Origin of the sequence: Streptomyces sp. NPDC016640 (assembly GCF_043076215.1) — a bacterium.
In the GTDB taxonomy this organism is placed as follows: Bacteria; Actinomycetota; Actinomycetes; order Streptomycetales; family Streptomycetaceae; genus Streptomyces.
In genome coordinates, this window is the sequence record NZ_JBIBRG010000013.1 from 57,262 (window position 1) to 82,115 (window position 24,854).

Sequence of the window (24,854 nt, forward strand, 5' to 3'; positions counted from 1 at the left end):
TTCCGGCCGGGCCCGGTCCGGTGAACAGCGGGCCGGAACACGACCCCTCCGGGCCCTCGCACACACGGCCCCGGGTGGCCGGGGAGCTGTCGGCCGGCGAGCGCGTCGAGGAGGCGGTGCGGCTGCACGGGAGCCGGGACGGGGGCCGGGTGCCGTCGCGCGTCGGCCGTCGGCGCGGCCCGTCACTCGATCCGCCCAGTGCGGCCCGGCGGATGCGCCGGTGCGCCCGGTGCCCGTACGACGGGACGCGCGGGGCCGGCCGCGCGCGGGGGCGCCGGGGCGGCCGCCCCGACCGTTCGCGCCCGCCCGAGCGGCGATGCTAGAAAAGTGTCATGGCCGGTTTCCTCGGCCGCCTCCGCCCGGTGGTGACCGCGCGCCCCGTCGCCCACCAGGTGTTCGCCCTGCAAGTGGTGATCGTGCTCCTCCTCGCCCTCGCCGCGGCGGCGGCCCTCGTGCTCCAGGCGCGCGCCGACAGCGAGCGCGAGGCCCGCGACCGGGCCCTCGCCGTGGCGTGGACCTTCTCCCAGGCTCCGGGGGTCCGGAGCGCGCTGACCGCGGAGGATCCCAGCGCGGTGCTGCAACCGCGGGCCGAGGCGGCGCGCAGGGCCGCGGGGGTGGACTTCATCGTCGTGATGACCCCCCGCGGCATCCGCCACACCCACCCCGATCCGGAGCAGATCGGCCGGCGCTACATCGGCACCATCGGTCCCGCGGCGGACGGCGGCACCGTCCGGGAGACCGTCACGGGCACGCTCGGGCCGTCCACACGGGCGGTGGTGCCGGTCACCGGCTCCGACGGGGCCGTGCTCGGGCTGGTCTCCGCCGGCATCACCCTGGAGCGGATCAGCGAGACCGCCGATCACCAGGTGCCCCTCCTGCTCGGTGCCACCGGCGTCGCCCTCGGGCTGTCGGTGCTGGGGACGGGCCTGGTCAGCCGGCGGCTGCGGCAGCAGACGCACGGGCTGGAACCGGCCGAGATGACACGGATGTACGAACACCACGACGCCGTGCTGCACGCGGTGCGTGAGGGCGTGCTGATCGTCGGCGGCGACCGCCGGCTGGTCCTGGCCAACGACGAGGCCCGCCGGCTCCTGGACCTGCCCCCGGACGCGGAGGGACGCACCGCGTCGGCCGCCGGGGTCGACCCCGACCTGGCCCGGCTGTTCGCCGAGGGCCGCGCGGCCACCGACGAGGTGTACATCGCCCGGGGCCGGCTCCTGGCCGTGAGCCAGCGCCCGACCGACCGGGAGGGCGGACCCTCCGGCACGGTCGTGACCCTGCGGGACACCACCGAGCTGCAGGACCTCGCGGGCCGGGCCGATGTGGCCCGGCAGCGGCTGCGGCTGCTGTACGACGCCGGCCTGCGCATCGGCAGCCGCCTCGATGTCGTCCACACCTCGCAGGAGCTGGCGGACTTCGCCGTCCCGCGGTTCGCCGACTACGCCGCCGTCGATCTCGCGGAGCCCGTGCTGCGCGGGGAGGAACCCTCGGAGGGCGACCCGGGGCTGCGCCGGATCGCGTTCCGGGGCGTCCGGGACGACATCCCGTTCCTGCCGCTCGACGAGCTGATCCGCTTCTCCCCCGCCACGCCCCAGGGCGCCGGTTTCCGCTCGGGCAGGTCGGTCCTGGAACCCGACATGACCGGCTTCGGCGGCTGGCACGAACCGGACCCCGAGCGGGCCCGGAAGGTCGTCGAGTCCGGCATCCACTCGTTGATCGCGGTGCCGCTGCGCGCCCGCGGCGTCGTCCTGGGCGTGGTCACGTTCTGGCGCTCACGCCGGCCCGAGCCGTTCGACGGGGACGACGTGGCGCTCGGCGAGGAGCTGGTGGCCCGCGCCGCGGTGAGCATCGACAACGCACGCCGCTACACCCGCGAGCACGCCATGGCGGCCACGCTGCAACGCAGCCTGCTGCCCCGCGCGCTGCCGGAGCAGAACGCGCTCGAGGTCGCCCACCGCTACCGGCCCGCGCAGGCGGGACGCGGCGGGGTCGGCGGCGACTGGTTCGACGTCATCCCGCTTCCCGGCGCCAGGGTGGCGCTGGTGGTGGGCGACGTGGTCGGCCACGGGCTGCACGCCGCCGCCACCATGGGCCGGCTGCGCACGGCGGTGCACAACTTCTCCACCCTCGACCTGCCCCCCGACGAGCTGCTGTGGCACATGGACGAGCTCGTCACCAGGATCGACCTGGACGAGAGCGGGGAGGGCGACATCGCGCCGGTCACCGGGGCGACCTGCCTGTACGTGATCTACGACCCGTCGACCGGACGGTGCACCCTGGCCCGCGCCGGACACCTCCAGCCCGCCGTCGTCCATCCGGACGGGCGGGCCGAGTTCCTCGACGTACCCGCCGGTCCGCCGCTCGGTCTCGGTGGTCTCCCGTTCGAGACCGCGGCGCTGCGGCTGCCGCCCGGCAGCAGCCTGGTGCTGTACACCGACGGGCTGGTGGAGGACCGCCACCGCGACATCGACGAGGGTCTGGAACTGCTGCGGCGGGCGCTGACCGGCTCGGCCGGCGACCCGGAGGAGACCTGCGACGCGGTGCTGCGGGAGCTGCTGCCCGAGCGCCCCCGTGACGACGTCGCGCTGCTGATCGCCCGTACGCGCGCGCTGGACGGCGACCGTGCCGCCGCCTGGGACGTGCCCTCCGACCCGTCCGCCGTCGGCGTGGTGCGCGCGGCCGTCAACCGGACGATGGCCGGCTGGGGCCTGGAGGAGGAGGCCTTCGTCACGGAGCTGATCATCAGCGAGCTGGTCACCAACGCCGTCCGCCACGCGTCGCCTCCGATCCGCGTACGCCTCATCCGGGACCGCTCCCTCATCTGCGAGGTGTCCGACGGCAGCAGCACCTCCCCGCATCTGCGCCGTGCGACGACCACGGACGAGGGCGGGCGCGGGCTCTTCCTCGTCGCCCGGTTCGCCGACCGGTGGGGCACGCGGTACACGGCGAACGGCAAGGTCATCTGGACGGAACAGCCGTTGCCGGCCGAGCGCCGGTCCGACGGCGGGTGAGCCGGCTCCTGCGCCGGCCGGGGCTCAGGCGAGCAGGGAGATGCGGGCCGTGATGCTCTTGCCCGCCGGTTCCCGCCGTACGTGCAGGGCCTGGGTGACGGCCATCACGATCTCCAGTCCGTGCTGGCCGACCCGGCCCGGGTCGGCGTCCCGGGGAACCGGCGGCACGGGGTTGCCGTCCCGGACGATCACCTCGATCACGTCACCGGAGATCCGCAGGTCCAGCCCGACGGGGCCCGGCGCGTACTTGCGGGCGTTGGTGACCAGCTCGCTGACCACGAGCTGGGTGATCTCCATGGCGCGCGTGGACACCGGAACGCCGTCCTCGGCGCACGCCCGGGCCAGGAACGCGGCGGCGAACCGGCGGGCCTGGGCTATCCAGGCGCCGTCCTCCTCCAAGGCGTACGAAGCCCGCGGCCCCGGTGTGCCCTGCACCCTGCCCCCTTGGTCGACAGGAACAACTGGTTCCATCCGGTCCGCCCTCACTCACCGATCACATCGCGCGACTACCCGGATCGCTCCCCCGCACGCCACTGAAGTGTGACAGGTGTCCCGGACATCACGGGGCCCGGCCGACAGCCGGATCGGCCGGCGGCGCCGGGGCCGTGGGAGTGGGCGCCCGGGCGGTGTCCGGCGGGGCGGGGGGACACCGGTCACGCCGGCCGGACGCTCCGGGCGGGAGACGGCCGCCGCGGGTCTCGGCGGCCAGCACGGCGGTGCCGGCGACCAGGCCCTCGCGCCGCGCCGTCCGCCGCAGCCGGTGCGCCGCGCTCCCCTCCCGCAGGGCCTCCTCCAGCAGCCCGCGCACGGTGGCGAGGTCGGCGGACGCCTCGAGGGCCGGGCGCAGCCGGTGCAGCATGGCGCGCAGCACGTCGGGGGCGGGGGCCGGGCGGCGGGTCCGCGGATCGACGAGCGGTCCCTCGAGGCCGGAGCGCGCCGCCCGCCAGGCGGCGGCGCGCAGCCACTCGTGGTGTCCGTCGCACCGGGGGGCCTCCCCCCGCTCCAGACGGTCGAGGGCGTCGCGCACCAGGGCACGGAACAGGCCGGCGACCAGCACCACGGTCTCGACCCGTGGGCAGGCGTCGCAGATGCGCAGTTCCAGTGTGCGCTGATGCGCCGACGGCCGTACGTCGTGGTACAGCATCCCGGCGTCGGTGATGACCCCCGAGCCGATCAGCTCGTCCACGGCGGCGTCGTACTCGGCGGCGCTCCCGTAGCAGCCGACGGGTCCCGCGGTCGGCCAGCGCTGCCACAGCATGGTGCGCCAGCCGGCGTATCCGGTGTCGGTGCCGAGCCAGAACGGTGAACTGGCCGTCAGGGCGAGCAGCGGCGGGAGCCAGGGCGACACCGGGCACATGGCGCGCACCGCGGTGTCCCGGTCCGGTACGTCGACGTGCACCTGGGCGCTGCAGATGAGCTGTTCGTCGACGACCCGGCGGTAGTCGTCGGCCATGCGCCGGTAGCGGGGGTCGTCGGTGACGTCGCCGGAGGTCGTGCCGGCCAGCGGGACGGTGCCGGCGGCCACGGGTGCCAGCCCCAGGGAGGCGGCGGTCGAGGCCAGCCGGCGCCGGGAGCGGGACAGGTCCGCGTGGAGGTCGTCGAGGGTGTCGTGCACCTGGCTGTTGTGCTCCACCACCGTCCGGTGCAGCTCGCGGGTGAAGCCGGATCCGCCGAGCCGTGCGAGCAGCGCGTCGGCGCGGGGCATCGGGAGGCCGGTCTCCACGTCCACCACGTGGAACTCCTCCTCGGTCCCGATGCGTACCGTCACCGCCGGCTCCTCGCCGTAGTCCCGCACCGCCTCCCGCCGGTCCTCGGGTGACCGGCTGTGGATGCGGCATGGTGCCGGGTGCCCCGGCGCGCGGTGGGCACGCCCACGGATCGCGGGCCTCCGGTCCGAGGTGCGGCGGCCAGGCGGTCGATGTCCCGGCGGGGAGCGCTGGAGGAGTCGGTCACCCGGCGATCACAGATATGCCGGAGGAGGCGATCGGTCAGGCGTCCCCGGCGACCCGGACCGGCCCCACGCCTCCGTGAATGTCGAACACCTGATCGAGTCCGGCCATCTGCAGCAGGCGCCTCGTGTTGGCCGGTACGGCCACCAGGGACATCCGCCCCCCGGCCGACACGACGTGGTTGCGCACGGCGATCAGCGCGGTGATGCCGCTCGAGTCGCAGAACGCCAGCTCGCCCAGGTCCACCGTCAGGAACCCGGCGGACGGCAGGGCACATGCCTGCGCCGCCCGGCGCAGCTGCTGCGCGTTGGTGTAGTCGAGGTCCCCGGCGACCTCGATGACGGGGCCGGTGGGGACGTGCGACGTGGTGATCGTCAAAAGCTTCATGCCGATGTGTCGAATCCCGTGTCGGTGCGGGCGGGGAGGCCGATCGCGAGCAGGGCGGTGTCGTCGTCCAGTCCGTCGCCGAAACCCCGCAGCAGCTGCGTCAGGGCGTCGATCACACGGCTCGGACCCGAGGCGGCGAGACCTTGGGCGAAGGACTCCAGCGCCTCGTAACCGTAGAGTTCACGTCGGGGTCCGGTACGGGCCTCGGTGAGACCGTCGGTGTACAGCAGCAGCGTGTCGCCCGGGTGCAGGGTGACGTGGGCCGGGACGAACTGTGCGGCGGCAAAGGCGCCCACGAGCATGCCGCCCCGGGTGGAGAGGTACTCCGCGCGGCCGTCCCCGCGCAGGACCAGCGCGGGGGGATGACCGCCGGAGGCCAGGTCGACGCGCAGGGTGTCACCCGCGCGTTCCAGCACGCCGACCACGGCGGTGCAGTACCGCGGATCGTCACCGGTGTACCGGTCCAGCAGGGCCGCGTTGAGCATGCGCAGGTTGGCGACGGGGTCCGCGTCGTGGAGCGCGGCGGCGCGCAGGGTGTAGCGGGTGAGGGAGGTCAGCGCGGCGGCCTGCGGTCCCTTGCCGCACACGTCGCCGAGGAAGAAGGCGAACCGGTTGTCGTCGAGGGGGAACAGGTCGTAGAAGTCGCCGCCCAGATCCATCGCGGAGGCCGTGTGGTAGTGGCAGGCGGTCTCCACGCCGGGGATGACGGGCAGCATCGCGGGCAGCAGGCTCTGCTGGAGCACGGCCAGTGCCTCGCGCAGCCGCTCGCGGTCGTCCTCGGCCTGCCGGCGGGCCTCGTCGGCCGCGCGGCGGGCGCGCAGCAGTTCCTGCTCGTAGGCGCGCCGGTCGGTGGCGTCGAAGACGGTGGTGCGGATCAGCATCGGCTCGCCGTCGTCGCTCCGCTTGACGGTCGAGGTGACCAGGACCGGCAGCCGGGCCCCCTGCGCGGTCTTCATCTCCAGCGCGATGCCGCCGAGACGCCCCTGCATGCGCAGCAGGGGGGCGAAGTGCGTCTCGTGGTAGAGCTTGCCGCCGACCGTGAGCAGGTCGCTGAAGCGCATCCGGCCCACGACCTCCTCGCCGGAGAGACCGAGCCAGCCCAGCAGGGTCGCGTTGATCTTGGCGATGGTGCCGTCCATCAGGGTCGACAGATAGCCGCAGGGCGCCGATTCGTACAGATCCTCCACTGAGTCCTCCAGCAGCGCGCTGAAGGCGGCGCGGGTGACGGGTACGTCCGTGCCCGACCCGTCGGGCCCACCAGCCGCTCTGTTCATCGGGTGAGGTCCGCCACGAACTCCGAGATCGCCGACGCGGTGGCCTCCGGGGCACTCAGTTGCGGGCAGTGCCCGGTGGCGGCCAGCGTGACCAGCCGGCTGCCGGGTATCGCGGAGTGGACGTACGCGCCGACCTCCGGGGGTGCGATGGCGTCCTGTTCGCACTCCAGGATGAGCGTGGGCACGGTCACTCCCGCGAGGTCCTTGCGGCTGTCGGACAGGAACGTCGTGCGCGCGAAGACCCGGGCGATGTCCGGGTCGGTGGCGCAGAAGCTGTTGGTGAGTTCCTCGCCCAGCTCGGGCCGGTCCGGGTTGCCCATGATCACCGGCGCCATGACCGCCGACCAGCCCAGGTAGTTCGACTCCAGCGATTCCAGGAGTTCGTCGATGTCCTCGGCGCTGAAGCCGCCGCGGTAGCCGTCCTCGTCGATGTAGTTCGGCGACGGGCACACCATGACCAGCGAGCCGATCCGTTCCGGGGCCGCGGCCCCGGCCAGCACGCCGACCATCGCGCTCACGGAGTGACCGACCAGGACGGCGTCCCGCAGATCGAGTTCCTCGCACACCTCCACCACGTCACGGGCGTAGCCGTCGAGGGAGGAGTAGCGCTCCTCGGTCCAGGCCGACAGGTCGGAGCGGCCGGCGCCCACGTAGTCGAAGAGCACCACCCGGAAGTCCTTGGCCAGGGCCGGCTCGACCAGACGCCACATGTTCTGGTCGCAGCCGAATCCGTGGGCCAGGACGACCGTGGGGCCGGAGGTGCGTCCGGTCACACGGATGTTGTTCCTGCGATGGATGCTCATTCCCCCATGCTCGCACGCCGGCCGGGAAACCCAACCGGAGCCCTGCGTTCCGGCCGGACGTCCACTGCCGGCGGGACTCGGGGCCGGTCGTCCGCGGAGGCGTCCGGGTGCGCGCGGATCGCTCCGGCACTCCTTCCCGGGAGGTGAGGGGCAGCTCGTCGGCGAGGCGGTGGGCCGGACGGTCCGCCACGCGGGCGACCGCGTGGCCCGCTTCCCGGCCGCGCTGCCGGAGCCGACGCCGGGTGGACCGTTCGCCGAGACGGTCCGGCAGCGGACCGACGAGTACCGGGCCACCGGCTTCGGCGGGGGCTGTCCCGTCGCCGCCGCCCCGGTGGACCGCGCGGACTCCGCCGAGTCGACGCGTGAGGCCGCGTCCGCCGCCTTCGCCCGGTGGACGGGCGCGGCGGCCCGGGCCCCGTCGGACACCGGGCGTGCCCGCCGGGCGCGCCCAGCCGCTCGCCGCACTCATGATCGGTTCTCTCGGGGGGACGGTCCTCCTCGCCCGCGCCGAACAGGACGTGCGCGCCCTGGAGGGGGTCTCCCGCGGACCTGGCCCCCTCCGGTACGCGGCGGCGACCGGAACCGATTTCCGGGGTCGGGCCGGAGAACGACGCCGTGTTGATTAAGGTAAGGGCGCCCGTATCCGGCACTTCATGGACCAGTGAGGTAATCGCGAACCATGCCGACCGAAACGTTTGAGTTCCAGGTAGAGGCCCGTCAGCTGCTTCAGCTGATGATCCACTCGGTCTACTCGAACAAGGACGTCTTCCTGCGCGAGCTCGTCTCCAACGCCTCCGACGCGCTCGACAAGCTGCGTCTGGCCGCGCTGCGGGACGACGCCCCCGACGCCGACGTCTCCGACCTGCACATCGAGCTCGAGATCGACAAGGACGCCCGTACGCTCACCGTGCGGGACAACGGCATCGGCATGTCGTACGACGAGGTCGGCAAGCTCATCGGCACGATCGCCAACTCGGGCACCGCCCAGTTCCTGCGCGAGCTGCGCCAGGCGCAGGACACGGCCGGGGCGGAGGGGCTGATCGGCCAGTTCGGCGTCGGCTTCTACTCGGGCTTCATGGTCGCGGACGAGGTCACCCTGCTCACCCGGCGCGCGGGCGAGGGGCAGGGCACGCGCTGGATCTCGCGCGGCGAGGGCACGTACACGCTCGAGGCGGTGGACGACGCGCCGCAGGGCACCTCGGTCACACTGCACCTCAAGCCGGCCGACCCCGACAACCAGCTGCACGACTACACCTCGGTGTGGAAGGTCAAGGAGATCGTCAAGCGGTACTCCGACTTCATCACCTGGCCGATCCGGCTCGTCGGTGAGCGGGGTGAGGACGGCGAGGCGGCCGCGCCCGAGACGCTGAACTCGATGAAGGCGCTGTGGGCACGCTCGCGCGAGGAGGTGTCCGAGGAGGAGTACCACGAGCTGTACAAGCACATCGGCCACGACTGGCGCGAACCGCTGGAGACGATCCAGCTGCAGGCCGAGGGCACCTTCGAGTACCAGGCCCTGCTGTTCGTCCCGTCGCACGCCCCGCACGACCTGTTCAACCAGAACTTCAAGCGTGGCCTGCAGCTGTACGTGAAGCGCGTGTTCATCATGGACGACTGCGAGGAGCTGCTGCCGCCCTACCTGCGCTTCGTGAAGGGCGTCGTCGACGCGCAGGACCTCTCGCTGAACGTGTCCCGCGAGATCCTCCAGCAGGACCGGCACATCCGGATGATGCAGCGCCGGCTCACGAAGAAGGTGCTGTCGTCGGTCAAGGGCATGATGGCCGACGACGCCGAGCGCTACGCCACGTTCTGGCGGGAGTTCGGCGCGGTGCTGAAGGAGGGGCTGGTCACCGACCCGGACAACCGTGACGCGCTGCTCGCGGTGACCTCGTTCGCGACCACGCGGGACGAGGACGGCACGGTCACGCTGAAGCAGTACGTGGAGCGGATGGCGGACGGCCAGGACGACATCTACTACATCACCGGCGAGTCCCGGGAGAGCATCGACAGCTCCCCGCACATGGAGGCCTTCCGGGAGCGCGGCATCGAGGTGCTGCTGCTCACCGATCCCGTCGACGAGGTGTGGGCCGACGCCGTGGGCGAGTTCGAGGGCAAGCGGCTGCGGTCGATCGCCAAGGGCGAGATCGACCTCGGCGCGCGCGAGGACGACGAGGACGGGGGCGAGCGGGAGAAGCAGGCCGAGGAGTACGCGGGTCTGCTCGGCTGGATGCGGGAGCGGCTGGAGGAGGACGTCAAGGAGGTGCGTCTGTCGACGCGTCTGACGGTGTCCCCGGCCTGTCTCGTCGCCGACGCCGACGGCCTCACGCCGGCGCTGGAGAACATGTACCGGGCCATGGGCCAGGAAGTGCCGCGCGCCCTGCGCATCCTCGAGCTGAACCCGGACCACGCGCTGGTGAAGGGTCTGAACGAGGCGTACGGGGAGCGTGAGGACCGCTCGGACCTCACCGAGACCGCCGAGCTCCTGTACGCCCTGGCCGTGCTGGCGGAGGGCGGCCGGCCGAAGGACCCGGCGCGCTTCGTGCAGCTGATGGCCGGCCGGCTGGAGCGCACCCTGTGAGGTGAGGGCGCACCGCCGGGCCGGTGGTCGGACGCGCGCCGGCCCGGCGGGGCCCGGCCCCCGCCGCGGCCGCCCGCAGGCGCCGGCCGCGGCGGGTCGGCCCCCAGGGCTCGAGGACCGGGATCACCGTCATGAAGAGGGAGGCGGAGAGCGAGGCGGCCGGCCCCGTCAGGACACCGCCCCCGTCGGGCAGGGGGTGGCCGGCGGACACGGCCGTCGCGGCGGCGTTCACGCCGCGGGGGTACTTTTCGGCCGGATGGAAGGCGTGCCTCCGGTCTGCTCCGGGCACACGTGAGCGGTGACCTCCCCCGACTTCTTCTTCGCCCTCCTCGGAGCCGGTGCCCTCGGCGCGGCCGTGCTGCCCCGGGTGGTGGCCCGCAGACCGCTGTCGTTGCCTCTGGTGTTCCTCGTCTGCGGAGCCGGTCTCCAGCTGCTGCCGCTGCCGTTGCCCGACATCGACCCGGTGTCGGGCCGGGCGTGGGTGGAGCACGTCACCGAGGTCTGTGTGATCGTTTCGCTCATGGGCGCCGGTCTCGCCCTGAACCGGCCCTTCGGCCGCCGGCACTGGCGGGCCACCTGGCGGCAGCTCGGCATCACCATGCCGCTGACCATCGCGGCCGTGGGCGGTCTCGCCTGGGGCCTGCTGGGCTGGCCGCCGGCCGCCGCGCTGCTGCTGGCGGCCGTGCTCGCGCCGACCGATCCGGTGCTCGCCTCGGAGGTACGGGTGGGCGCGCCCACCGACGCGGAGCACGACGAGGACGAGGTGCGCTTCACGCTGACCAGCGAGGCCGGGCTGAACGACGGCCTCGCCTTCCCCTTCGTCCTGGCCGCCGTGGCGCTCGCCGCCGCCGCGGGCGGGCGGATGACCGGCGGGGGGATCGCCCACTGGGTCCTGGTCGACGTCGGGTACAAGTGCGTGGTGGGCGTGACGGCGGGCCTTGCCGTCGGCTCGCTGCTCGGCTGGCTGTTCTTCCGGGCGGGATGGCGGGCGATGCGGCTGTCCGAGCATCACGAGGGTTTCGTCGCCATCGGCGCCACGTTCCTCGCCTACGGGGTGACGGAGCTGGTGCACGGCTACGGCTTCCTGGCGGTCTTCGTCACCGCCTGCCGGATCCGTGCGGCGGAGCGCGCTCACGGCTTCCACGGGGTGCTGCACGACTTCGTGGAGCAGGTGGAGCGGCTGCTGACCGCCGCACTGCTGTTCCTGCTCGGTGTGTTCGTGGCCCAGGGCGGTCTCGCGCCGCTGACCTGGCAGGGCGCGGTCGTCGGACTGCTGCTGCTGCTGGCGGTGCGGCCGCTGGCCGCGTGGGCCGCCCAGTTCCGTACCCCCGCCGGTCCCCGGGAGCGCCTGGTGATCGCCTTCTTCGGGATCCGCGGCATCGGCTCGCTGTTCTATCTGGCCCACGCGCTCGGCCACCCCGGCTTCGGCGTCCCGGCCGGGCAGCTGTGGGCGGTCGTGACCTTCACGGTGCTGGCCTCCGTGACCCTGCACGGGGTGAGTGCCACCCCCGTCATCTCGCGCCTCGACCGGCTGCGGCTGCGCCGGGCCCAGGCGGAGGGCGCGGGACCGGAGCCGGACGAGGACGAGGTGGCGGTCAAACGGCTGTGAGCCGCGCCGGCCGGCGGACGCCGCGGTTCAGCCGGTCAGGGTGAACGTCTGGGCGGCCGAACCGGAGCAGGGCTGCTGGGACAGGCGTGCGCCGTCGGCGGTGGAGCCGTTGTCGACGGTGAGGCACTTGCCGCTGTGCCGGGCGACGAAGCGGTACCGTCCGGCGGTGCCGGTGCTCTCGGGGCGCCACTGCTGGTTGGTGCCGCCCGCGTACGCCCACAGATGGACCCGGGTGCCGTCGGCGGTGGCGCCGGGGCCGCCGTCGACGTCCCAGACCTTGCCGTTGTGGCGGTTGACGGCCTGGTAGTGGCCGTCGCCGGTGGGCCGGAACTGCCAGAACTGGTTGGCGCCGGTGCCGCAGGCCCACTGCTGCAGGGCGGTGCCGTCGGCGGTGCCCCAGTCGGCGGCGTCGAGGCAGGCCCCGCCGCCCGCGTTGGCGACCCGGTACCAGGCGGCGGGGTCGATCGGGCCGGCCGGGGTGTCGGTGCCGTTCCAGGTGAAGGTGGCGACGGCACCGGCGGGCAGGGTGTAGGTGAGGGACTTGCCGTTGTCGGTGAGGGAGAACCGCTGGGCGCTCGCGGCGGTGTTGACGACGTAGGCGGCGCGGGTGCCGTCGGGGTTCTGGAAGGCGACGTTCTGCACGCCTCCGGCGCCCTGGCTGGTGGAGCCGATGCGGGTGGCGCCGGGCTTGACGAACTTGGTGACGTGCCCGAGCACGTAGTACTCGGCGTTGCGGGTGACGTCACCCCCGGCGATCTCCACGACGCCGTTGCAGCGGTTGGTGCAGTGACCCTGGTGGGGGCCGCCGTCCCGGTCGAGGGCGAGGTTCCAGTTGATCACGGTCTCGCCGCCGCCCCGCATGTTCTGCACGACGAGGTTCTCGGCGTGCCAGCGCAGGGTGTCGCCGAAGGTGGCGGCGGCGTCGGCGCTGTCGGTGCCGGAGCACTCGGTGAAGAACACGCGCTTGCCGGCGTTCACGATCTGCTGCTGGGCGCCGACCTGGCCGCCGTAGCAGTGGAAGGCCGCGCCGATGACACGGCTGATGCCCGAGGTGCGGGAGAAGACGTCCAGCGGGTAGTTCGGATGGTCCCAGTTGTGGTCGTAGGCCAGGATGTTGGTCGGCAGCCCGGCCGCGGTCAGCTTGGGGTCGAGGACCTTGAGGAAGTCCGCCTGCTGGGCGGAGGTCATCGACGTCGACGGGTAACCGGTGGCGAACTCCGGCTCGTTCTGCACGGTGAGGTCGGTGAGGGTGATGCCCTCCTGCGCGTACGCCTTGATCGCCTTGACCAGGTAGTCGGCGTACGCCCCGTAGTGCTCGGGCTTGAGGCTGCCGCCGTTGAGGGAGTTCCCGGACTTCATCCACGCGGGCGGCGACCAGGGCGAGCCCATGAACCGGATGGCCGGGTTGACGGCGGTGGCCTGCTTGAGGACGGGAATGATCTCGGCCCGGTCCCGGTCGATGGAGAACCGGCCGGGGGTGTCCTCGTAGGAGTGGTGGTCGTTCGTGGCGTCGAAGTCGGTGCTGCCGAGCGGCTGGCGCAGGTAGTTGAGTCCGATGCCGTCACCGGCGGTGGAGAACAGCGACCGCATCAGCTCGCCGCGCCGGTCCTGCGGCAGGCTCTGGACGAGGCGGGCGGAGGCGCCGGTGACGGAGGCTCCGGCGCCGGTGAACCGCTGGCCCCTGCTGCCCGCGTCGACGCGGATGTCGACGGGCTGCGGACTGCCGGTGAACGGAAGACTGCCCTCCGCGGTGAGCTTCTTGGCGCCGTCGGGGGTGGTGACCCACACCTGGGCGACGGGGTCGGCGGCCCGGGCGGTCCCGGCACCGGTGAGACCCAGCCCGGCGGCGGCCAGCCCGAGGGCGAGCGCGGCGGCCCGGGCTCTGGGCGGACGCGGCCGGGCGGTTCCGCGGAGCGGCCGGGATGAGAGGAACGGCAGGGATGGCACGGTGCGGCTCTCCTTCGTCGGGTGACGCGTGGGGTACGCCGGCCGACCGTCGGGGAAGCACCGGGCGGGGCTTTCGGGTGCGGTGCGCGAGGCTTCGGAGCCGGGGTCCCCGCGGCCGGGTCGGCGGCGTTCCGTCGGAATGACGGCGCCATGAAAGCACACCCACTAAGTGGTTAGTAAGTGGTCTGCATCACATAGAATTCGGAGGGTGGGAGAAGATCGACGACGTCGGGACGACGCGGCCGTAAGCTGTCGCGGATGAGCGACCAGCCGAGGAGGCGGCCCGCCCGCGGGGCCGAGCCCCGCACACCCCGCAGCCCGCAGGCCCGGCGGCGGCAGCGGGACATCCTGCACATCGCCATGGACACCTTCGCGGCCCGCGGCTACAACAACGCCTCGCTCGCGGAGATCGCCGACCGCGCGGGACTCACCCAGGCCGGCGTCCTGCACTACTTCCGCTCCAAGGCCCTGCTGCTGACCAGCGTCCTCGAACTGCGCGACCGGACCGACATCGAGCATCTGGGATCCGAACGCCCGCAGGGGCTCGCCTTCCTGCGCCATCTGGTCGACACCGCCCACCGCAACGCCGAACGCGAGGGCATCGTGCGGCTCTACGCCGTCCTGTCCGCGGAGTCCGTCACCGACGACCATCCCGCGCAGACGTACTTCCGCGACCGGTACACCGGGCTGCGCGCCTTCGTCACCGACGCGCTGATCGAGTCGTGCGGGCTGACGGAGGCCGACCGGGGGCGGGCGCACGACGCGGCGAACGCGATCATCGCCGCCATGGACGGCCTGCAGGTCCAGTGGCTGCTGGCGCCCGGCTCCGTGGACATGGCGGCCTCGACCGACCTGGTCATCACCTCGCTGCTGGCCGCACTGGCCCCGGACCGGTCCGCCCGCCCCGGCGGCTGAGGGCCCGCCCGCGGGCGGCCCGGGCGCACCCCGCCGATGCGCGCGGTCGTCGCGTTCGGTGGAATCCGGGGATCCCGCGGCGCAGGCCCCGGAGCCGGAACCGCCCCGGGAGGCCGCCCGGCAGGTCGAGCGGACGGCGCAGGTCCGGGGTGGCCGGCGGAACGTACCCGTGGTCCGGATGTCCCGGCGGCACACCGCAATTGGGCCCCACATTGGCATAGACCTGACACTGCCGGCTCGCTAAGCTCTGCTCGATCCGCCGAGAGCGCTCTCACACTGCGGTTGTTCCACCCCCACCTTGCTGGAACGACGAAGGGCACAACTTCCATGAGACGCACCAGACTCACGCACGCCGGTGTGGCCGCCCTGCTCATGATCGGCAGCTGGACCGCGGCCGGCACCCTGCCCGCCGCGGCGCAGGACGCCCCCGACTCCCCCACGGCCCGGACCGCCGGCTCGGCGCCCGCCTCCGCCGGCCTGCTGCAGGCGATGCAGCGCGACTTCGGCCTGACCCGTGCCGAGGCCGAGGACCGCCTGGCCGCCGAGCGCAGGGCCACCGACCTCGCGCCCACGGCCCGCAGGACCGCCGGACCCGCGTACGGCGGCGCGTGGTTCGACGCCAAGAGCGAGAAGCTGACCGTGGCCGTCACCCCGGACGCCGACGCGTCGACGGTCCGCGCCCTGCGCGCGTCCGGCGCGGCCGTCCGCACCGTCGAGCACAGCGCCCGGCAGCTGGACGCCGCCAAGTCCCGCATCGACCGCCTCGACGCCCCCTCGGGCGTCAACAGCTGGTCCGTGGACCCGACCGCCAACACGGTCGTCGTGAACGTGGTCGACGAGGAGCGGACCGACAACGATGTCCGCGCGTTCGTGGCCAAGGCCCGCAAGGCCGGTCCGGTCACCGTGCGGACCGTGCAGGCCCCCGCGGAGACCTTCGCCGCCGGAACGGTGGGCGGCGACCCGTACTACACCGGCAACGTCCGCTGCTCCATAGGCTTCTCGGTGCACGGCGGCTTCGTCACCGCCGGACACTGCGGCGGGGTCGGCTCCCAGGTCAGGGGCTGGGACAACTCCTACATCGGCAACTTCCAGGGCTCCTCCTTCCCGGAGAACGACTACGCCTGGGTCAACGTCGGCAGCGGCTGGTGGACGGTGCCGGTGGTGCTGGGCTGGGGCACGGTCTCGGACCAGCTGGTGCGCGGTTCCGCGGAGGCCCCGATCGGCGCCTCGATCTGCCGCTCCGGCTCCACGACCCACTGGCACTGCGGCAATGTGCTGGCCAAGAACGAGACGGTCAACTACAGCCAGGGCGCGGTGCGCCAGATGACCAAGACGAGTGTCTGCGCCGAACCCGGTGACTCCGGCGGCTCGTTCATCAGCGGCGACCAGGCACAGGGCGTCACCTCCGGCGGCTGGGGCAACTGCTCCGGCGGGGGCGAGACGTGGCACCAGCCGATCAACGAGATCCTCAACCGCTACGGGCTGAGGCTGCACACGGCCTGACCGGCCCCACCGACTGCGAGCGGGCCCCGCCGGACGTCCGGCGGGGCCCGCTCCCGCGTGCGTCCGGCGGCTCGCGGGCGGGCCGGCGGCGTCCGGCTGCGCGAGCGTGCGGGCGCGGCGCTGACGCGGACGGACGGCACGAGCCCCGCCCCGGGAAACCGGGGCGGGGCTCGTGGACGGAGCGCCGGGCAGGCCTTGCACCTGCATCTCCCCACAGGAAGTGGGGCGTCTTTCCTTGGACCACCAACGCACGGTCCGGCTGCGGGTGTCCCCGTCGCCGTGACGTGCCTCAACCATAGCGGCATTAGCCCCAGCAGTCACATCGGTCACATGAGCGCTGGGGCGGGAGGCATCCCGTGCGCGTCGGGCGGTGGTCCGTCAGTCCCCGATCAGGACGGCTCGCGGCGCCGGTACCGGCTGCCCGGCGGCCGCCTGGGCGAAGTTGTCCTCGACCTCCGCCTTCTCCGCCGCGTTCGGGTACGGGTTCGTGCACGCCACACCCGCGGTGGAACCGGACATCAGACTGGAGCAGGGCCCGGGCTTGCGGTCGGGCAGGCCCAGGATGTGACCGAGCTCGTGGGACGAGATGCGGACCGTGTTGTATCCCTGGTTCACGGCCTGGCGGCCGATGTAGACGGTGCCGTTGCCCAGGGAGCCGGGCAGGGCGCGCGGCCAGCCGTTGTCCGCCAGGACCCGGATGTTGGCGCGCTGTCCGGACGCGACCGGACGCAGTTCCACGGCGTCGACGCTCTCGTTCCAGATCGCCGCGCCCCGGTCGACCGCGGACCGGAACTCCGCGGAACCGCTCGCGTCATAGGTGAGCACCCGGGCGGCGGCCGGTCGCGCGGTCTCGCCGGACGGCGCGGCCGCGGCCTGGCCGCCCAGCAGGGCGAGGGACATCGTGACAACCGCGGCCAGGCCGCCGGTCACCTTGCGAACGCGCATGGTCGACCTCCTTGTGGGGGAAAGAGCAGTCGTGTGCATGACACACCTGGCGTTCCTGCCCAACCGGCGCGGCCGCCAATCCCTCGTTCCGGCCGACCCGAGCGAGAAGCGGCACCGCCGCGTGCCGTGGAAGGGACCGGCCGGACTTCCCGATCACTCGGGAGCACCCTCGGCGGAAGTCCACACCATGCCACGGGGCACCCCCGGCCGCACCACCGGAGACGCCCCGATGAACCACGTCAGCGATCCCGGGCGCCACGACGGCACCACGCGCTGCCGGCGCACCGGGCGCTCGGGCCTCGGCCTCCCCCTGCCGTCCCTGGGCCACCGGCACGACTCCGGCGACGGCCGGCCCTTCCGGACCCGGCGCGAGCTCGCCCCGCGCGCCTTAGGCCCCGGCATCACCCACCGCGGCCCGGCGAACGACTACGGGCCGCCCTACGGCGCCGCCGAGGCCGACACCGGCCCGGGCCACGCCCTGCGTGACCGGCGGGTCACCTCGCTGGTCATCGGCGCCTCCCGCACCGAGCAGCTGGAGCAGAACGGCGCCGCGCTGGAGAAGCCCGGCTTCGACGGCGAGGAGCCGGCCGGGATCGACACGTACGCCACCGGGGGCGGCGTCGGCCTCCGGCGCGGGGCCCGGCTGGGCACTCCGGGCCGAACCGGAGGGGCCGTGCGGGGTGTGCGCGGCCGCGGAAGGGGAACTGCGGTCCGATGAGCCGCGCGTCCCGCCCGCGGTGGTTCCCACAGTTCGGACGGTCGGATGCAGACCTTTCTGCCGTACCCCGATTTCTGCGAGACGGCGCTGGTGCTGGACCGGCGCCGGCTCGGCAAACAGCGGGTCGAGGCGCTCCAGGTGCTGCGCGGCCTGATCGTGCCGGGCTACGGGTGGCGCCGCCATCCCGCGGTCCGCATGTGGACCGGCTACGAGGAGGCGCTGGTCCGCTACGGCCTGGAGATCTGCCGGGTCTGGCGTGACCGGGGCCATCAGGACAGCTGCGCCGCCACGCTCGTCGCCGACCTCGCCGGGGTCCGGCCCGGCGCGCCGGTGCGCGCTCAGCGGGAGCTGGCCGAGGCAGGTGAGCTGCCGCCCTGGCTCGGGGACGACGCCGTGCACCGCAGCCACCGCTCGGCGCTGGTCCGCAAGGACCCGGCGGTCTACGCGGATCTCTTTCCCGGGGAGCCGGACGACCTGCCGTACTTCTGGCCGTCGTCCGACCGTGACCCGGAGGCGGTCGCCGACTGACTCGCCGGGGTGGCCGGCGGACCGTCCGCCCCTGCGGGACCAGCGGGCCCCGTGGCCTGCCGCCCGCCTCGGTCAGCGGGGGTGCCGCGCTCACCTCCCCCACTCGGAGGGTGATCCTCCCCGCTCGGGAGGGTGATCCGCCTCACACATGTCACAAACGGCCGGTCGCGCGGTGTCTTGAGGGCGAAGGAGACACGAGCGAAGGAGACACCATGACCGGGAACACCGATGTGGTCGTGATCGGCGGCGGTTACGCCGGCGTCATGGCGGCCAACCGCCTCACACGGCGCGACGACGTGACGGTGACGCTGATCAACCCCCGCCCGGCCTTCGTCCACCGGGTCCGCCTGCACCAGCTGGTGGGCGGGTCCGACGGCGCGGTCGTCGCCTACCGGGACGTCCTGGGCGAGCGCGTCCGGCTGGTCGTCGACACGGTGACGGGGATCGACGCGGCCGGGCGGGGCCTGGCCCTGGCGTCGGGCGGCACCGCCCGCTACGACTACCTGATCTACGCGGTGGGCAGCGGCAGCGCCGATCCGAGTGTGCCCGGGGCGGCGGAGTTCGCCTGTCCGATCGCCACCCTGGAGGAGGCGGAACGACTGCGGCCGGTTCTCGACGCCGAGCCCGCGACGGCCCCGGTGACGGTCGTCGGCGCCGGTCCGACCGGCATCGAGACCGCCGCCGAGCTGGCGGAGGGGGGCCGCGCCGTCACCCTGGTCTGCGGCGGGGTGCTCGGCCCCTACCTGCACGCGCGGGGGCGGCGTTCGGTGGCCCGGCGGCTGGAGGGGCTCGGGGTGAACGTGGTCGACGGCCCCGGCACCGAGGTGACCGCGGTGTCCCGCGATGCCGTACGGCTCGCCGACGGCCGCGAGCTGCCGAGCAGGGTGACCGTCTGGACCGCCGGGTTCGGCGTGCCGGACCTGGCCTCGCGCAGCGGGCTGAGCACCGACGCCCTGGGCCGCCTGCGCACGGACGAGACGCTGACCAGCGTGGACGACGTGCGCATCGTGGCGGCCGGGGACGCGGCGGCGCCCTCGGACCTGCCGCTGCGGATGAGCTGCCAGGCGGCGATGCCGCTGGGCGCGCGGGCCGCCGACACGGTGCTCAGCCGGCTCGCCGGCGAGCGGCCCTCGCCCCTCAGCCAGCTGTTCGCCGGACAGTGCATCAGCCTGGGCCGGCGCGCCGGCATCTTCCAGTTCGCCCACCGGAACGACGTCGCGCTGTGGTTCCACATCGACGGCCGTCCCGGCGCGAGGCTCAAGGAGCTCGTGTGCAGGGGCGTCGTCAAGCACCTGGCCGACGAGGCGCGCAAGCCCGGCTCGTACGCGCTGCACCGCGTCCCGGGAGGCGCCAAGCGCGGGCGGCTGCTGCGGACCGGGCCGGGCCCGGCGCAGGCCTCCCGCTGACGGGCGGCCCCGGCGGTCCGGCCTTCCTCATCCACCTGGCGGGCCGGCTCGGCGGCGTCGTCGCGGTCCGTGTCGAGGACGCCCGCGGCACCGGCCCCCTCCTCGCGCGCACCCCGGAGAAGCCGCCCCGTCCCGCGTCGGGAGCCGCGCCCACCCTGCGGTGGGGCGGGGAGGGCGCATGCCGCGGCGGCCCCCTCCCGGGGGACCGCCGCGGCATACCGGCGGCCGCCGACCGCTACTTCGAGGACAGGTAGTCCTCCACTCCCGGAACGGTGTGCGCCTCCTCCACGTTCACCACGCCGCCGACCGCCTTGGCGTCGGGCTTGAGCACATACGTCTCCACGCTCGCGGGCCGGTCGACGTCGGAGAAGTCCTGCGCGGTGCCGAGGCCGGTGTCGGCGTTCTTCTGCGAGCGGTGCGCCGTGACGACGTCCTCCCGGGTGAGACCGCCCGCCTCGCAGGCCTTCTTCAGATCGGCGCCCATGAGCCGGGCGGCGTTGTACCCGGACAGCACCCCGGAGTCGACCGGCGAGTCGGGGTACTTCTTCGTGTACGCCGCCACCATGCGCTCGACACCGGGCAGGTCGGAGCCGACCGCGGGCGCGGCGCTCACCACGTTCAGCATGGTCTCGAGGGCCGGCGCGGCGGGTGTCCTCATCAGCTGGGGCGCGAAGCCGGGGGCGCTGCTGACCACCGGGACGCGCAGGCCCCGGGAGGCCGCGACGCCGACCAGGGAGGCGGTCTGAGCGGGTCCGGCGCTGATCAGAACGGCCTTGACGCCCTCCGCGCGGAGCGCCGAGACCTGGGCGGACAGATCGGTGTCCGTCGCCTTGATCTTCTGGCCGGACACCTTCAGGCCGGCCTTCCCCGCCGCCCAGGTGGAGCCCTCCAGCGCGTTGGCGCCGTAGTCGCCCTCGAAGTAGACGTGGCCGATGGTGTCGCCCTTCTTCAGGCCCTTGGCGCGGGTGAGGAACTCGACCGCGGCGATCATGTCGACGTCGTAGGTGGTGCCGAGCACCTGGATGGCGTCCTTGCCGAGCAGGGAGGCCGCCCAGGCCTGCGGGAAGGTGAGCATCCGGTCGCGCTCGATGTCGTCGAGCAGCGCCGCGACCACGGGCGAGCCGATGACCTGGGGCAGCGCCACGACGTCCGGGGCGATGTCGGCGTAGGCGGTGACCGCCTTCTGCACGTCGTAGCCGTGGTCCTTGACGACGATCTCCACCTCGCGGTCGCAGATGCCGCCCTGGGCGTTGGTCTCCTCGGCCCACATCCGCTGTGCCTGCACGATGCTCTTGCCCAGCGTGGCGTAGGGGCCCGTCAGGTCGGTGAGGGCACCCAGTCTGATGGTCCTCGCGCCGACGCCGGGGCCGGTGCGGATGCCGTCGGCGGCTTCGCCGCCCCCGTTGCCGTCGTCCGCCTTGGAGCTGCATCCGGTGGCCGCGAGCAGCAGGGCGAGGGCTCCGGCGAGGACGGTTCCGGCGGTGCGGTGCCGGTTGCGGTGCCTGTGGTGCGTGGTGTTCACGGGGTGTGCTCCTTGGGTTGTGCGGCTGCGGCCGGTCGCGGGGGCGGGGGGACGACGGTTTCCGTGGCGGGGGTACGGGGGCGGCGGCGTACGCGGTCCCGGGCCCGGCGCGCCAGGCCGTGCAGTCCGTCCGGTGCGTACAGCAGGACCAGGACGATCGCCGCGCCGTACAGGTAGCGGGCCGCCTCGGTGGGGCCCACGGCGCCCTCGGTGGAGCCGGGCGCGGCCACCAGCGGGAGCTGGTCGGCGTAGCGGGTCATCAGCAGCGGGAGCGCGGTGACGAAGACCGCTCCTGCGGTGGCTCCGGCGACGGACCCGAGGCCGCCGATGACGATCATGGCGAGGTAGTCGACGGAGAGGGCGAGCGAGAAGTAGTCCGGGACGACCCGGCGGAAGGCGAGCGCCAGGAGCACTCCGGCCAGTCCGGCGTACATCGACGACACCACGAAGGCCGCCGACCGGTGCCGGGTGACGTCGACGCCCATCACGGCGGCCGCGGTCTCGCTGTCGCGCAGGGCGGCGAGCGCCCGGCCGGGGCGCCCGCGCAGCAGGCCGCGTGCGGTGAACCAGGTGAACGCGAACAGGGCCAGGCCGAGGAACCACAGCCGTTCCTCCGCGCCGAACGGCACGCCGAGGACGGTCAGGTCCGGGTCGTCCGCGCCGAAGGTGAACCCGCCGAGCGTCAGCGGCGGCACGGAGCGGCCGTTGAATCCGCCGGTGACGGAGTCCGCGGTGAGCAGCACGTGGTGGCCGAGGAAGACCAGGGCGAGGGTGGCGATGCCCAGGTAGACGCCCTTGACCCGGCCGGCGACGGGACTGAACAGCCCGCCGGCCGCTCCGGCGAGCAGCACCGCGAGGAGTGCGGCGAGGGCGGGCGGCAGTCCGGGGCCGGGCTCGCCCGCGAAGTAGGCGTAGCCGTAGGCACCGACCGCGAGGAAGAAGGCGTGGCCGAGGGAGAGCTGGCCGGCGGTACCGCTGAGCAGGGCGAGGCCGATGGCGCCGATGGCCGCCGCCATGGAGAACAGGCCGATGCGCAGCCAGAAGGCGTCCAGGTAGAAGGGCGGCAGGCACAGGACGGCGGCGAGCGGCGTGAGCCGGGCACCGCGGTGGGCCAGGACGCCGAGGAGACGGTCAGACACGGGCCGCTCCCCTCGCGCCGAACAGCCCGGTGGGCCGTACGAGGAGCACCAGGAGCATCACGGCGTACGGGGCCACGTCGCCGAACCCCTCGCCGAGCACGTGCAGGTCGGACTGGTAGCCGACGACGAGGGCCTCGGTCAGGCCGATGATCAGGCTGCCCGCGAGGGCTCCGGCCGGGGAGGCCAGTCCGCCGAGGATCGCGGCGGGGAAGGCATTGAGGGCGATCTGGCCGGTGGTGCGTTCCAGGCCCGGCGCCGGGAAGGCGGCGAGGAACACGGCGGCCAGCGCGGCGAGCGCGCCCGCCAGGCACCAGGCGCCCGCGCGCACCCGGCCGAGCTGCACGCCCATGAGCGCGGCGGCTTCCAGGTCCTCGGCCGCCGCCCTGAGGGACAGCCCCCAGGAGGTGAACCGGAACAGCGCGAACACCGCGCCGATGACCACGGCCGACACCACGATCGCGGCGAGCCGGCTGTCGGCGACGGTCACCGGCCCCAGCTCGGTCACCGAGTCGCCCCAGGGGTCGCCGAGCGACAGCAGGTCGCCGCCGATGCGCCGGGCCAGGTCGGTGAGCAGCACGATGTCGATGCCGATGGTGACGATGGTCTGCACGTGGGCGGCATGGGCGTCGTGACCGCCTCGTTGCAGCAGGAAGCGGTCGAGCGCGCCCGCGAGGGCGGCCGTCGTCAGGACCGCCGATGCCAGCGCTCCGGCGAAGCCGAGGTCGTCGTGCAGGACGGCGGTGAGGTAGCCGCCGAGCAGCAGCAGGGAGCCGTGGGCGAAGTTGAGGACGCCGGAGGCCTTGAAGATGACGACGAAGCCGAGCGCGACCAGCGCGTAGACCGCGCCGAGCGCCAGTCCGCCGAGGACGTTGTCGAGAAACCCGGTCATGCCGCGTCCTCCCCTGGTGTGTCGGTGCCGAGGTAGGCGCGCAGCACCTCGGGGTCCCGGCGGACCTCCTCGGGAGTGCCGTGGGCGATGGGCCGCCCGAAGTCGAGCACGGTGACGTCGTCGGCGAGGCGCATGACGAGGCCCATGTCGTGCTCCACCAGGACGATGGACAGGCCGAGTTCGGCGCGCAGTTCACCCACGGCCTCGGCCGTGCGGGCGCGTTCGGCGGCGTTCATGCCGGCCACGGGTTCGTCGAGGAGCAGCACCCGCGGCTCCAGGCAGAGGGCGCGGGCGAGTTCGACGCGCTTACGGTCGCCGTACGGCAGCAGCGCGACGGGGCTGTCGAAGTGGGCTCCGAGGCCTGTCAGTTCGGCGATCTCGCGTGCTCTGGCGAGATGTTCGCGCTGTTCGCGCACGGCGCTCGGCAGCCGCAGCGCGCTGGCCGCGAAACCGGCGCGGGACAGGGCGTGGCGGCCGAGCATCAGGTTGTCGGCGACGGTGCCGTGGGTGGTCACGATGTTCTGGAAGGTGCGGGCCACGCCGAGCCCGGCGATGCGGTGCGGGGCGAGCCGGGTCAGCTCCGTGCCGCCGAGCGTCACGGTGCCGGCGGCCGGGCGGCACAGGCCGGACAGCACGTTGAAACAGGTGGACTTGCCGGCGCCGTTGGGTCCGATGAGCGCGTGCACCGAGCCGGGGGTGACGGTGAAGGAGACGCCGTCGAGGGCGGTGAGGCCGGCGAAGCGCACGGTGACGTCCCGTACGTCGAGCACGGGCGGCGCGGTGGTGCGGTCGTTCACGCGGCCCCCTGGTCCCCGGCCGTCTCGCCCAGGTAGAGGCGGCGTACGGCGTCGGTGCGGGCGAGTTCGTCGGCGGGGCCGGACAGGCGGGTCTCGCCGACCTCCAGGACGTGGGCGTGGCCGGCGAGGGAGAGCGCCATGCCGGCGTTCTGCTCGACCAGGAGTACGGCGGTGCCCTGGGCGTTGATCTCCCTGATCACCTCGGCGATCCGGTACACCATCCGCGGCGCGAGGCCCAGGGAGGGCTCGTCGAGCAGCAGCAGGCGCGGGGCGGCCATCAGGGCGCGGCCGATGGCGAGCATCTGCTGCTCGCCCCCGGAGAGCAGGCCGGCGGCCTGGTGGGTGCGTTCGGCGAGCCGGGGGAAGAGCGTGAGGACCCGGTCCCGGGCCTCCTGGACCTGGGCGCGCCCGCGCCGGCCGAGCCCGAGTCCGCCGGAGCGCAGGTTCTCCTCGACCGAGAGACCGGCGAACACCCGTCGTCCCTCCGGGACCTGCACGACTCCGGCGCGGACCGCCGCGACGGGGTCCTTGCCGTCGAGCACCGTGTCGCCGTAGCGGATGCGGCCGGCCGTGATTGCGCCCCGGTGCAGACGCAACGTACCGGACACGGCCCGCAGCAGGGTCGTCTTGCCGGCACCGTTGGCGCCGAGCAGCGCCACGACGGCGCCGTGCGGCACGGTCAGGGACACGGAGCGGAGGGCGGACAGCGCGCGCCCGTACGTCACGTCGACACGCTCGACGTGCAGCGCGGGGCGGTCGTCCGGTGGTGCTTGGGGCATCACGACTCCTCGGGGCCGTACCGCGCGGCGGCGACGGCTTCGGGGGAAGGGGAGCTCACGACAGCACGGGCGCGGACCGCCGGTACACCCTTCGGCGCCCGCTCGCTGCGGTGTACCAACGGGGGCGGCCGGGGGTTGTGCGGGTGCCCAGGGGG

21 protein-coding genes are annotated in these 24,854 nt (G+C 73.8%); 9 read left to right on the forward strand and 12 right to left on the reverse strand.

Annotated features, from left to right (window positions below):
- The first annotated feature begins 332 nt into the window (after positions 1–332).
- Positions 333–3,011: a SpoIIE family protein phosphatase gene (locus ACF07S_RS24795; protein ID WP_391963094.1), complete on the forward strand. Its 2,679-nt coding sequence runs from the start codon at positions 333–335 to the stop codon at positions 3,009–3,011.
- 24 nt (positions 3,012–3,035) lie between these two features.
- Here the strand turns inward: ACF07S_RS24795 and ACF07S_RS24800 are convergent, their stop codons facing one another.
- The 5 genes from ACF07S_RS24800 to ACF07S_RS24820 form a co-directional block, all read right to left on the reverse strand.
- A complete protein-coding gene (locus tag ACF07S_RS24800; protein WP_391963095.1) occupies positions 3,036–3,482 on the reverse strand; it encodes an ATP-binding protein in 447 nt (148 codons plus the stop codon).
- 88 nt (positions 3,483–3,570) lie between these two features.
- On the reverse strand, positions 3,571–4,779 hold the full coding sequence (locus ACF07S_RS24805) for a glutamate--cysteine ligase (RefSeq protein ID WP_391963096.1): 1,209 nt from the start codon (positions 4,777–4,779) through the stop codon (positions 3,571–3,573).
- 220 nt (positions 4,780–4,999) lie between these two features.
- Positions 5,000–5,347 (reverse strand): STAS domain-containing protein, encoded by a 348-nt coding sequence (locus ACF07S_RS24810; protein WP_391975141.1) that lies wholly within the window; start codon positions 5,345–5,347, stop codon positions 5,000–5,002.
- Positions 5,344–6,621 carry a PP2C family protein-serine/threonine phosphatase gene (locus ACF07S_RS24815; RefSeq protein ID WP_391963098.1) on the reverse strand — a complete coding sequence of 426 codons (1,278 nt, stop codon included), beginning with the start codon at positions 6,619–6,621 and terminating at the stop codon, positions 5,344–5,346. Before ACF07S_RS24815 ends, ACF07S_RS24810 begins: the two co-directional genes overlap by 4 nt.
- Positions 6,618–7,424: an alpha/beta fold hydrolase gene (locus ACF07S_RS24820; RefSeq protein WP_391963099.1), complete on the reverse strand. Its 807-nt coding sequence runs from the start codon at positions 7,422–7,424 to the stop codon at positions 6,618–6,620. The genes ACF07S_RS24815 and ACF07S_RS24820 overlap by 4 nt, the downstream gene beginning before the upstream one ends.
- On the opposite strand from ACF07S_RS24820, the gene ACF07S_RS24825 reads away from it, so the two are divergent.
- From ACF07S_RS24825 to ACF07S_RS24835, 3 genes are all read left to right on the forward strand, one after another.
- Entirely contained in the window at positions 7,417–8,046 is a 630-nt protein-coding gene (locus tag ACF07S_RS24825) for a TetR/AcrR family transcriptional regulator (protein ID WP_391975142.1), read from the forward strand. The two genes, ACF07S_RS24820 and ACF07S_RS24825, sit on opposite strands and share 8 nt — an antisense overlap.
- Positions 8,047–8,103: 57 nt before the next feature.
- The gene (htpG, locus tag ACF07S_RS24830) at positions 8,104–10,002 is read left to right on the forward strand and encodes a molecular chaperone HtpG (protein ID WP_391963101.1); all 1,899 of its coding nucleotides are present in this window, start codon (positions 8,104–8,106) and stop codon (positions 10,000–10,002) included.
- Between the two features lie 298 nt (positions 10,003–10,300).
- Positions 10,301–11,611 (forward strand): cation:proton antiporter, encoded by a 1,311-nt coding sequence (locus ACF07S_RS24835; RefSeq protein WP_391963103.1) that lies wholly within the window; start codon positions 10,301–10,303, stop codon positions 11,609–11,611.
- Positions 11,612–11,638: 27 nt separating this feature from the next.
- On the opposite strand, the gene ACF07S_RS24840 is transcribed toward ACF07S_RS24835, so the two are convergent.
- The gene (locus ACF07S_RS24840; protein ID WP_391975207.1) at positions 11,639–13,465 is read right to left on the reverse strand and encodes an RICIN domain-containing protein; all 1,827 of its coding nucleotides are present in this window, start codon (positions 13,463–13,465) and stop codon (positions 11,639–11,641) included.
- Positions 13,466–13,816: 351 nt separating this feature from the next.
- On the opposite strand from ACF07S_RS24840, the gene ACF07S_RS24845 reads away from it, so the two are divergent.
- Together ACF07S_RS24845 and ACF07S_RS24850 are read left to right on the forward strand one after the other, a co-directional pair.
- Complete coding sequence (locus ACF07S_RS24845) at positions 13,817–14,473, forward strand: TetR family transcriptional regulator (protein WP_391975143.1); 657 nt, start codon at positions 13,817–13,819, stop codon at positions 14,471–14,473.
- A gap of 327 nt (positions 14,474–14,800) precedes the next feature.
- The gene (locus ACF07S_RS24850; RefSeq protein WP_391963105.1) at positions 14,801–15,976 is read left to right on the forward strand and encodes a S1 family peptidase; all 1,176 of its coding nucleotides are present in this window, start codon (positions 14,801–14,803) and stop codon (positions 15,974–15,976) included.
- A 378-nt stretch (positions 15,977–16,354) separates the two neighbouring features.
- Here ACF07S_RS24850 and ACF07S_RS24855 read toward each other — a convergent pair whose 3' ends face one another.
- Positions 16,355–16,921: a snapalysin family zinc-dependent metalloprotease gene (locus tag ACF07S_RS24855; RefSeq protein WP_391963106.1), complete on the reverse strand. Its 567-nt coding sequence runs from the start codon at positions 16,919–16,921 to the stop codon at positions 16,355–16,357.
- A gap of 37 nt (positions 16,922–16,958) precedes the next feature.
- Between ACF07S_RS24855 and ACF07S_RS24860 the strand changes: the two genes are divergently transcribed.
- The 3 genes from ACF07S_RS24860 (at position 16,959) to ACF07S_RS24870 (ending at position 19,573) form a co-directional block, all read left to right on the forward strand.
- Positions 16,959–17,639 (forward strand): hypothetical protein, encoded by a 681-nt coding sequence (locus tag ACF07S_RS24860; RefSeq protein ID WP_391975144.1) that lies wholly within the window; start codon positions 16,959–16,961, stop codon positions 17,637–17,639.
- Positions 17,640–17,684: 45 nt separating this feature from the next.
- On the forward strand, positions 17,685–18,167 hold the full coding sequence (locus ACF07S_RS24865; protein WP_391963107.1) for an MSMEG_6728 family protein: 483 nt from the start codon (positions 17,685–17,687) through the stop codon (positions 18,165–18,167).
- Between the two features lie 212 nt (positions 18,168–18,379).
- Positions 18,380–19,573 carry an NAD(P)/FAD-dependent oxidoreductase gene (locus tag ACF07S_RS24870; protein WP_391963108.1) on the forward strand — a complete coding sequence of 398 codons (1,194 nt, stop codon included), beginning with the start codon at positions 18,380–18,382 and terminating at the stop codon, positions 19,571–19,573.
- A gap of 235 nt (positions 19,574–19,808) precedes the next feature.
- Here ACF07S_RS24870 and ACF07S_RS24875 read toward each other — a convergent pair whose 3' ends face one another.
- From ACF07S_RS24875 to ACF07S_RS24895, 5 genes are read right to left on the reverse strand one after another with little or no spacing between them, the layout of a single operon-like run.
- The gene (locus ACF07S_RS24875; protein WP_391975145.1) at positions 19,809–21,095 is read right to left on the reverse strand and encodes an ABC transporter substrate-binding protein; all 1,287 of its coding nucleotides are present in this window, start codon (positions 21,093–21,095) and stop codon (positions 19,809–19,811) included.
- On the reverse strand, positions 21,092–22,234 hold the full coding sequence (locus ACF07S_RS24880; RefSeq protein ID WP_391963110.1) for a branched-chain amino acid ABC transporter permease: 1,143 nt from the start codon (positions 22,232–22,234) through the stop codon (positions 21,092–21,094). Before ACF07S_RS24880 ends, ACF07S_RS24875 begins: the two co-directional genes overlap by 4 nt.
- Entirely contained in the window at positions 22,227–23,123 is an 897-nt protein-coding gene (locus ACF07S_RS24885; RefSeq protein ID WP_391975146.1) for a branched-chain amino acid ABC transporter permease, read from the reverse strand. The genes ACF07S_RS24880 and ACF07S_RS24885 overlap by 8 nt, the downstream gene beginning before the upstream one ends.
- Positions 23,120–23,920: an ABC transporter ATP-binding protein gene (locus ACF07S_RS24890; protein WP_391963112.1), complete on the reverse strand. Its 801-nt coding sequence runs from the start codon at positions 23,918–23,920 to the stop codon at positions 23,120–23,122. Before ACF07S_RS24890 ends, ACF07S_RS24885 begins: the two co-directional genes overlap by 4 nt.
- Complete coding sequence (locus ACF07S_RS24895; RefSeq protein WP_391963113.1) at positions 23,917–24,699, reverse strand: ABC transporter ATP-binding protein; 783 nt, start codon at positions 24,697–24,699, stop codon at positions 23,917–23,919. The genes ACF07S_RS24890 and ACF07S_RS24895 overlap by 4 nt, the downstream gene beginning before the upstream one ends.
- Between the last annotated feature and the right edge of the window lie 155 nt (positions 24,700–24,854).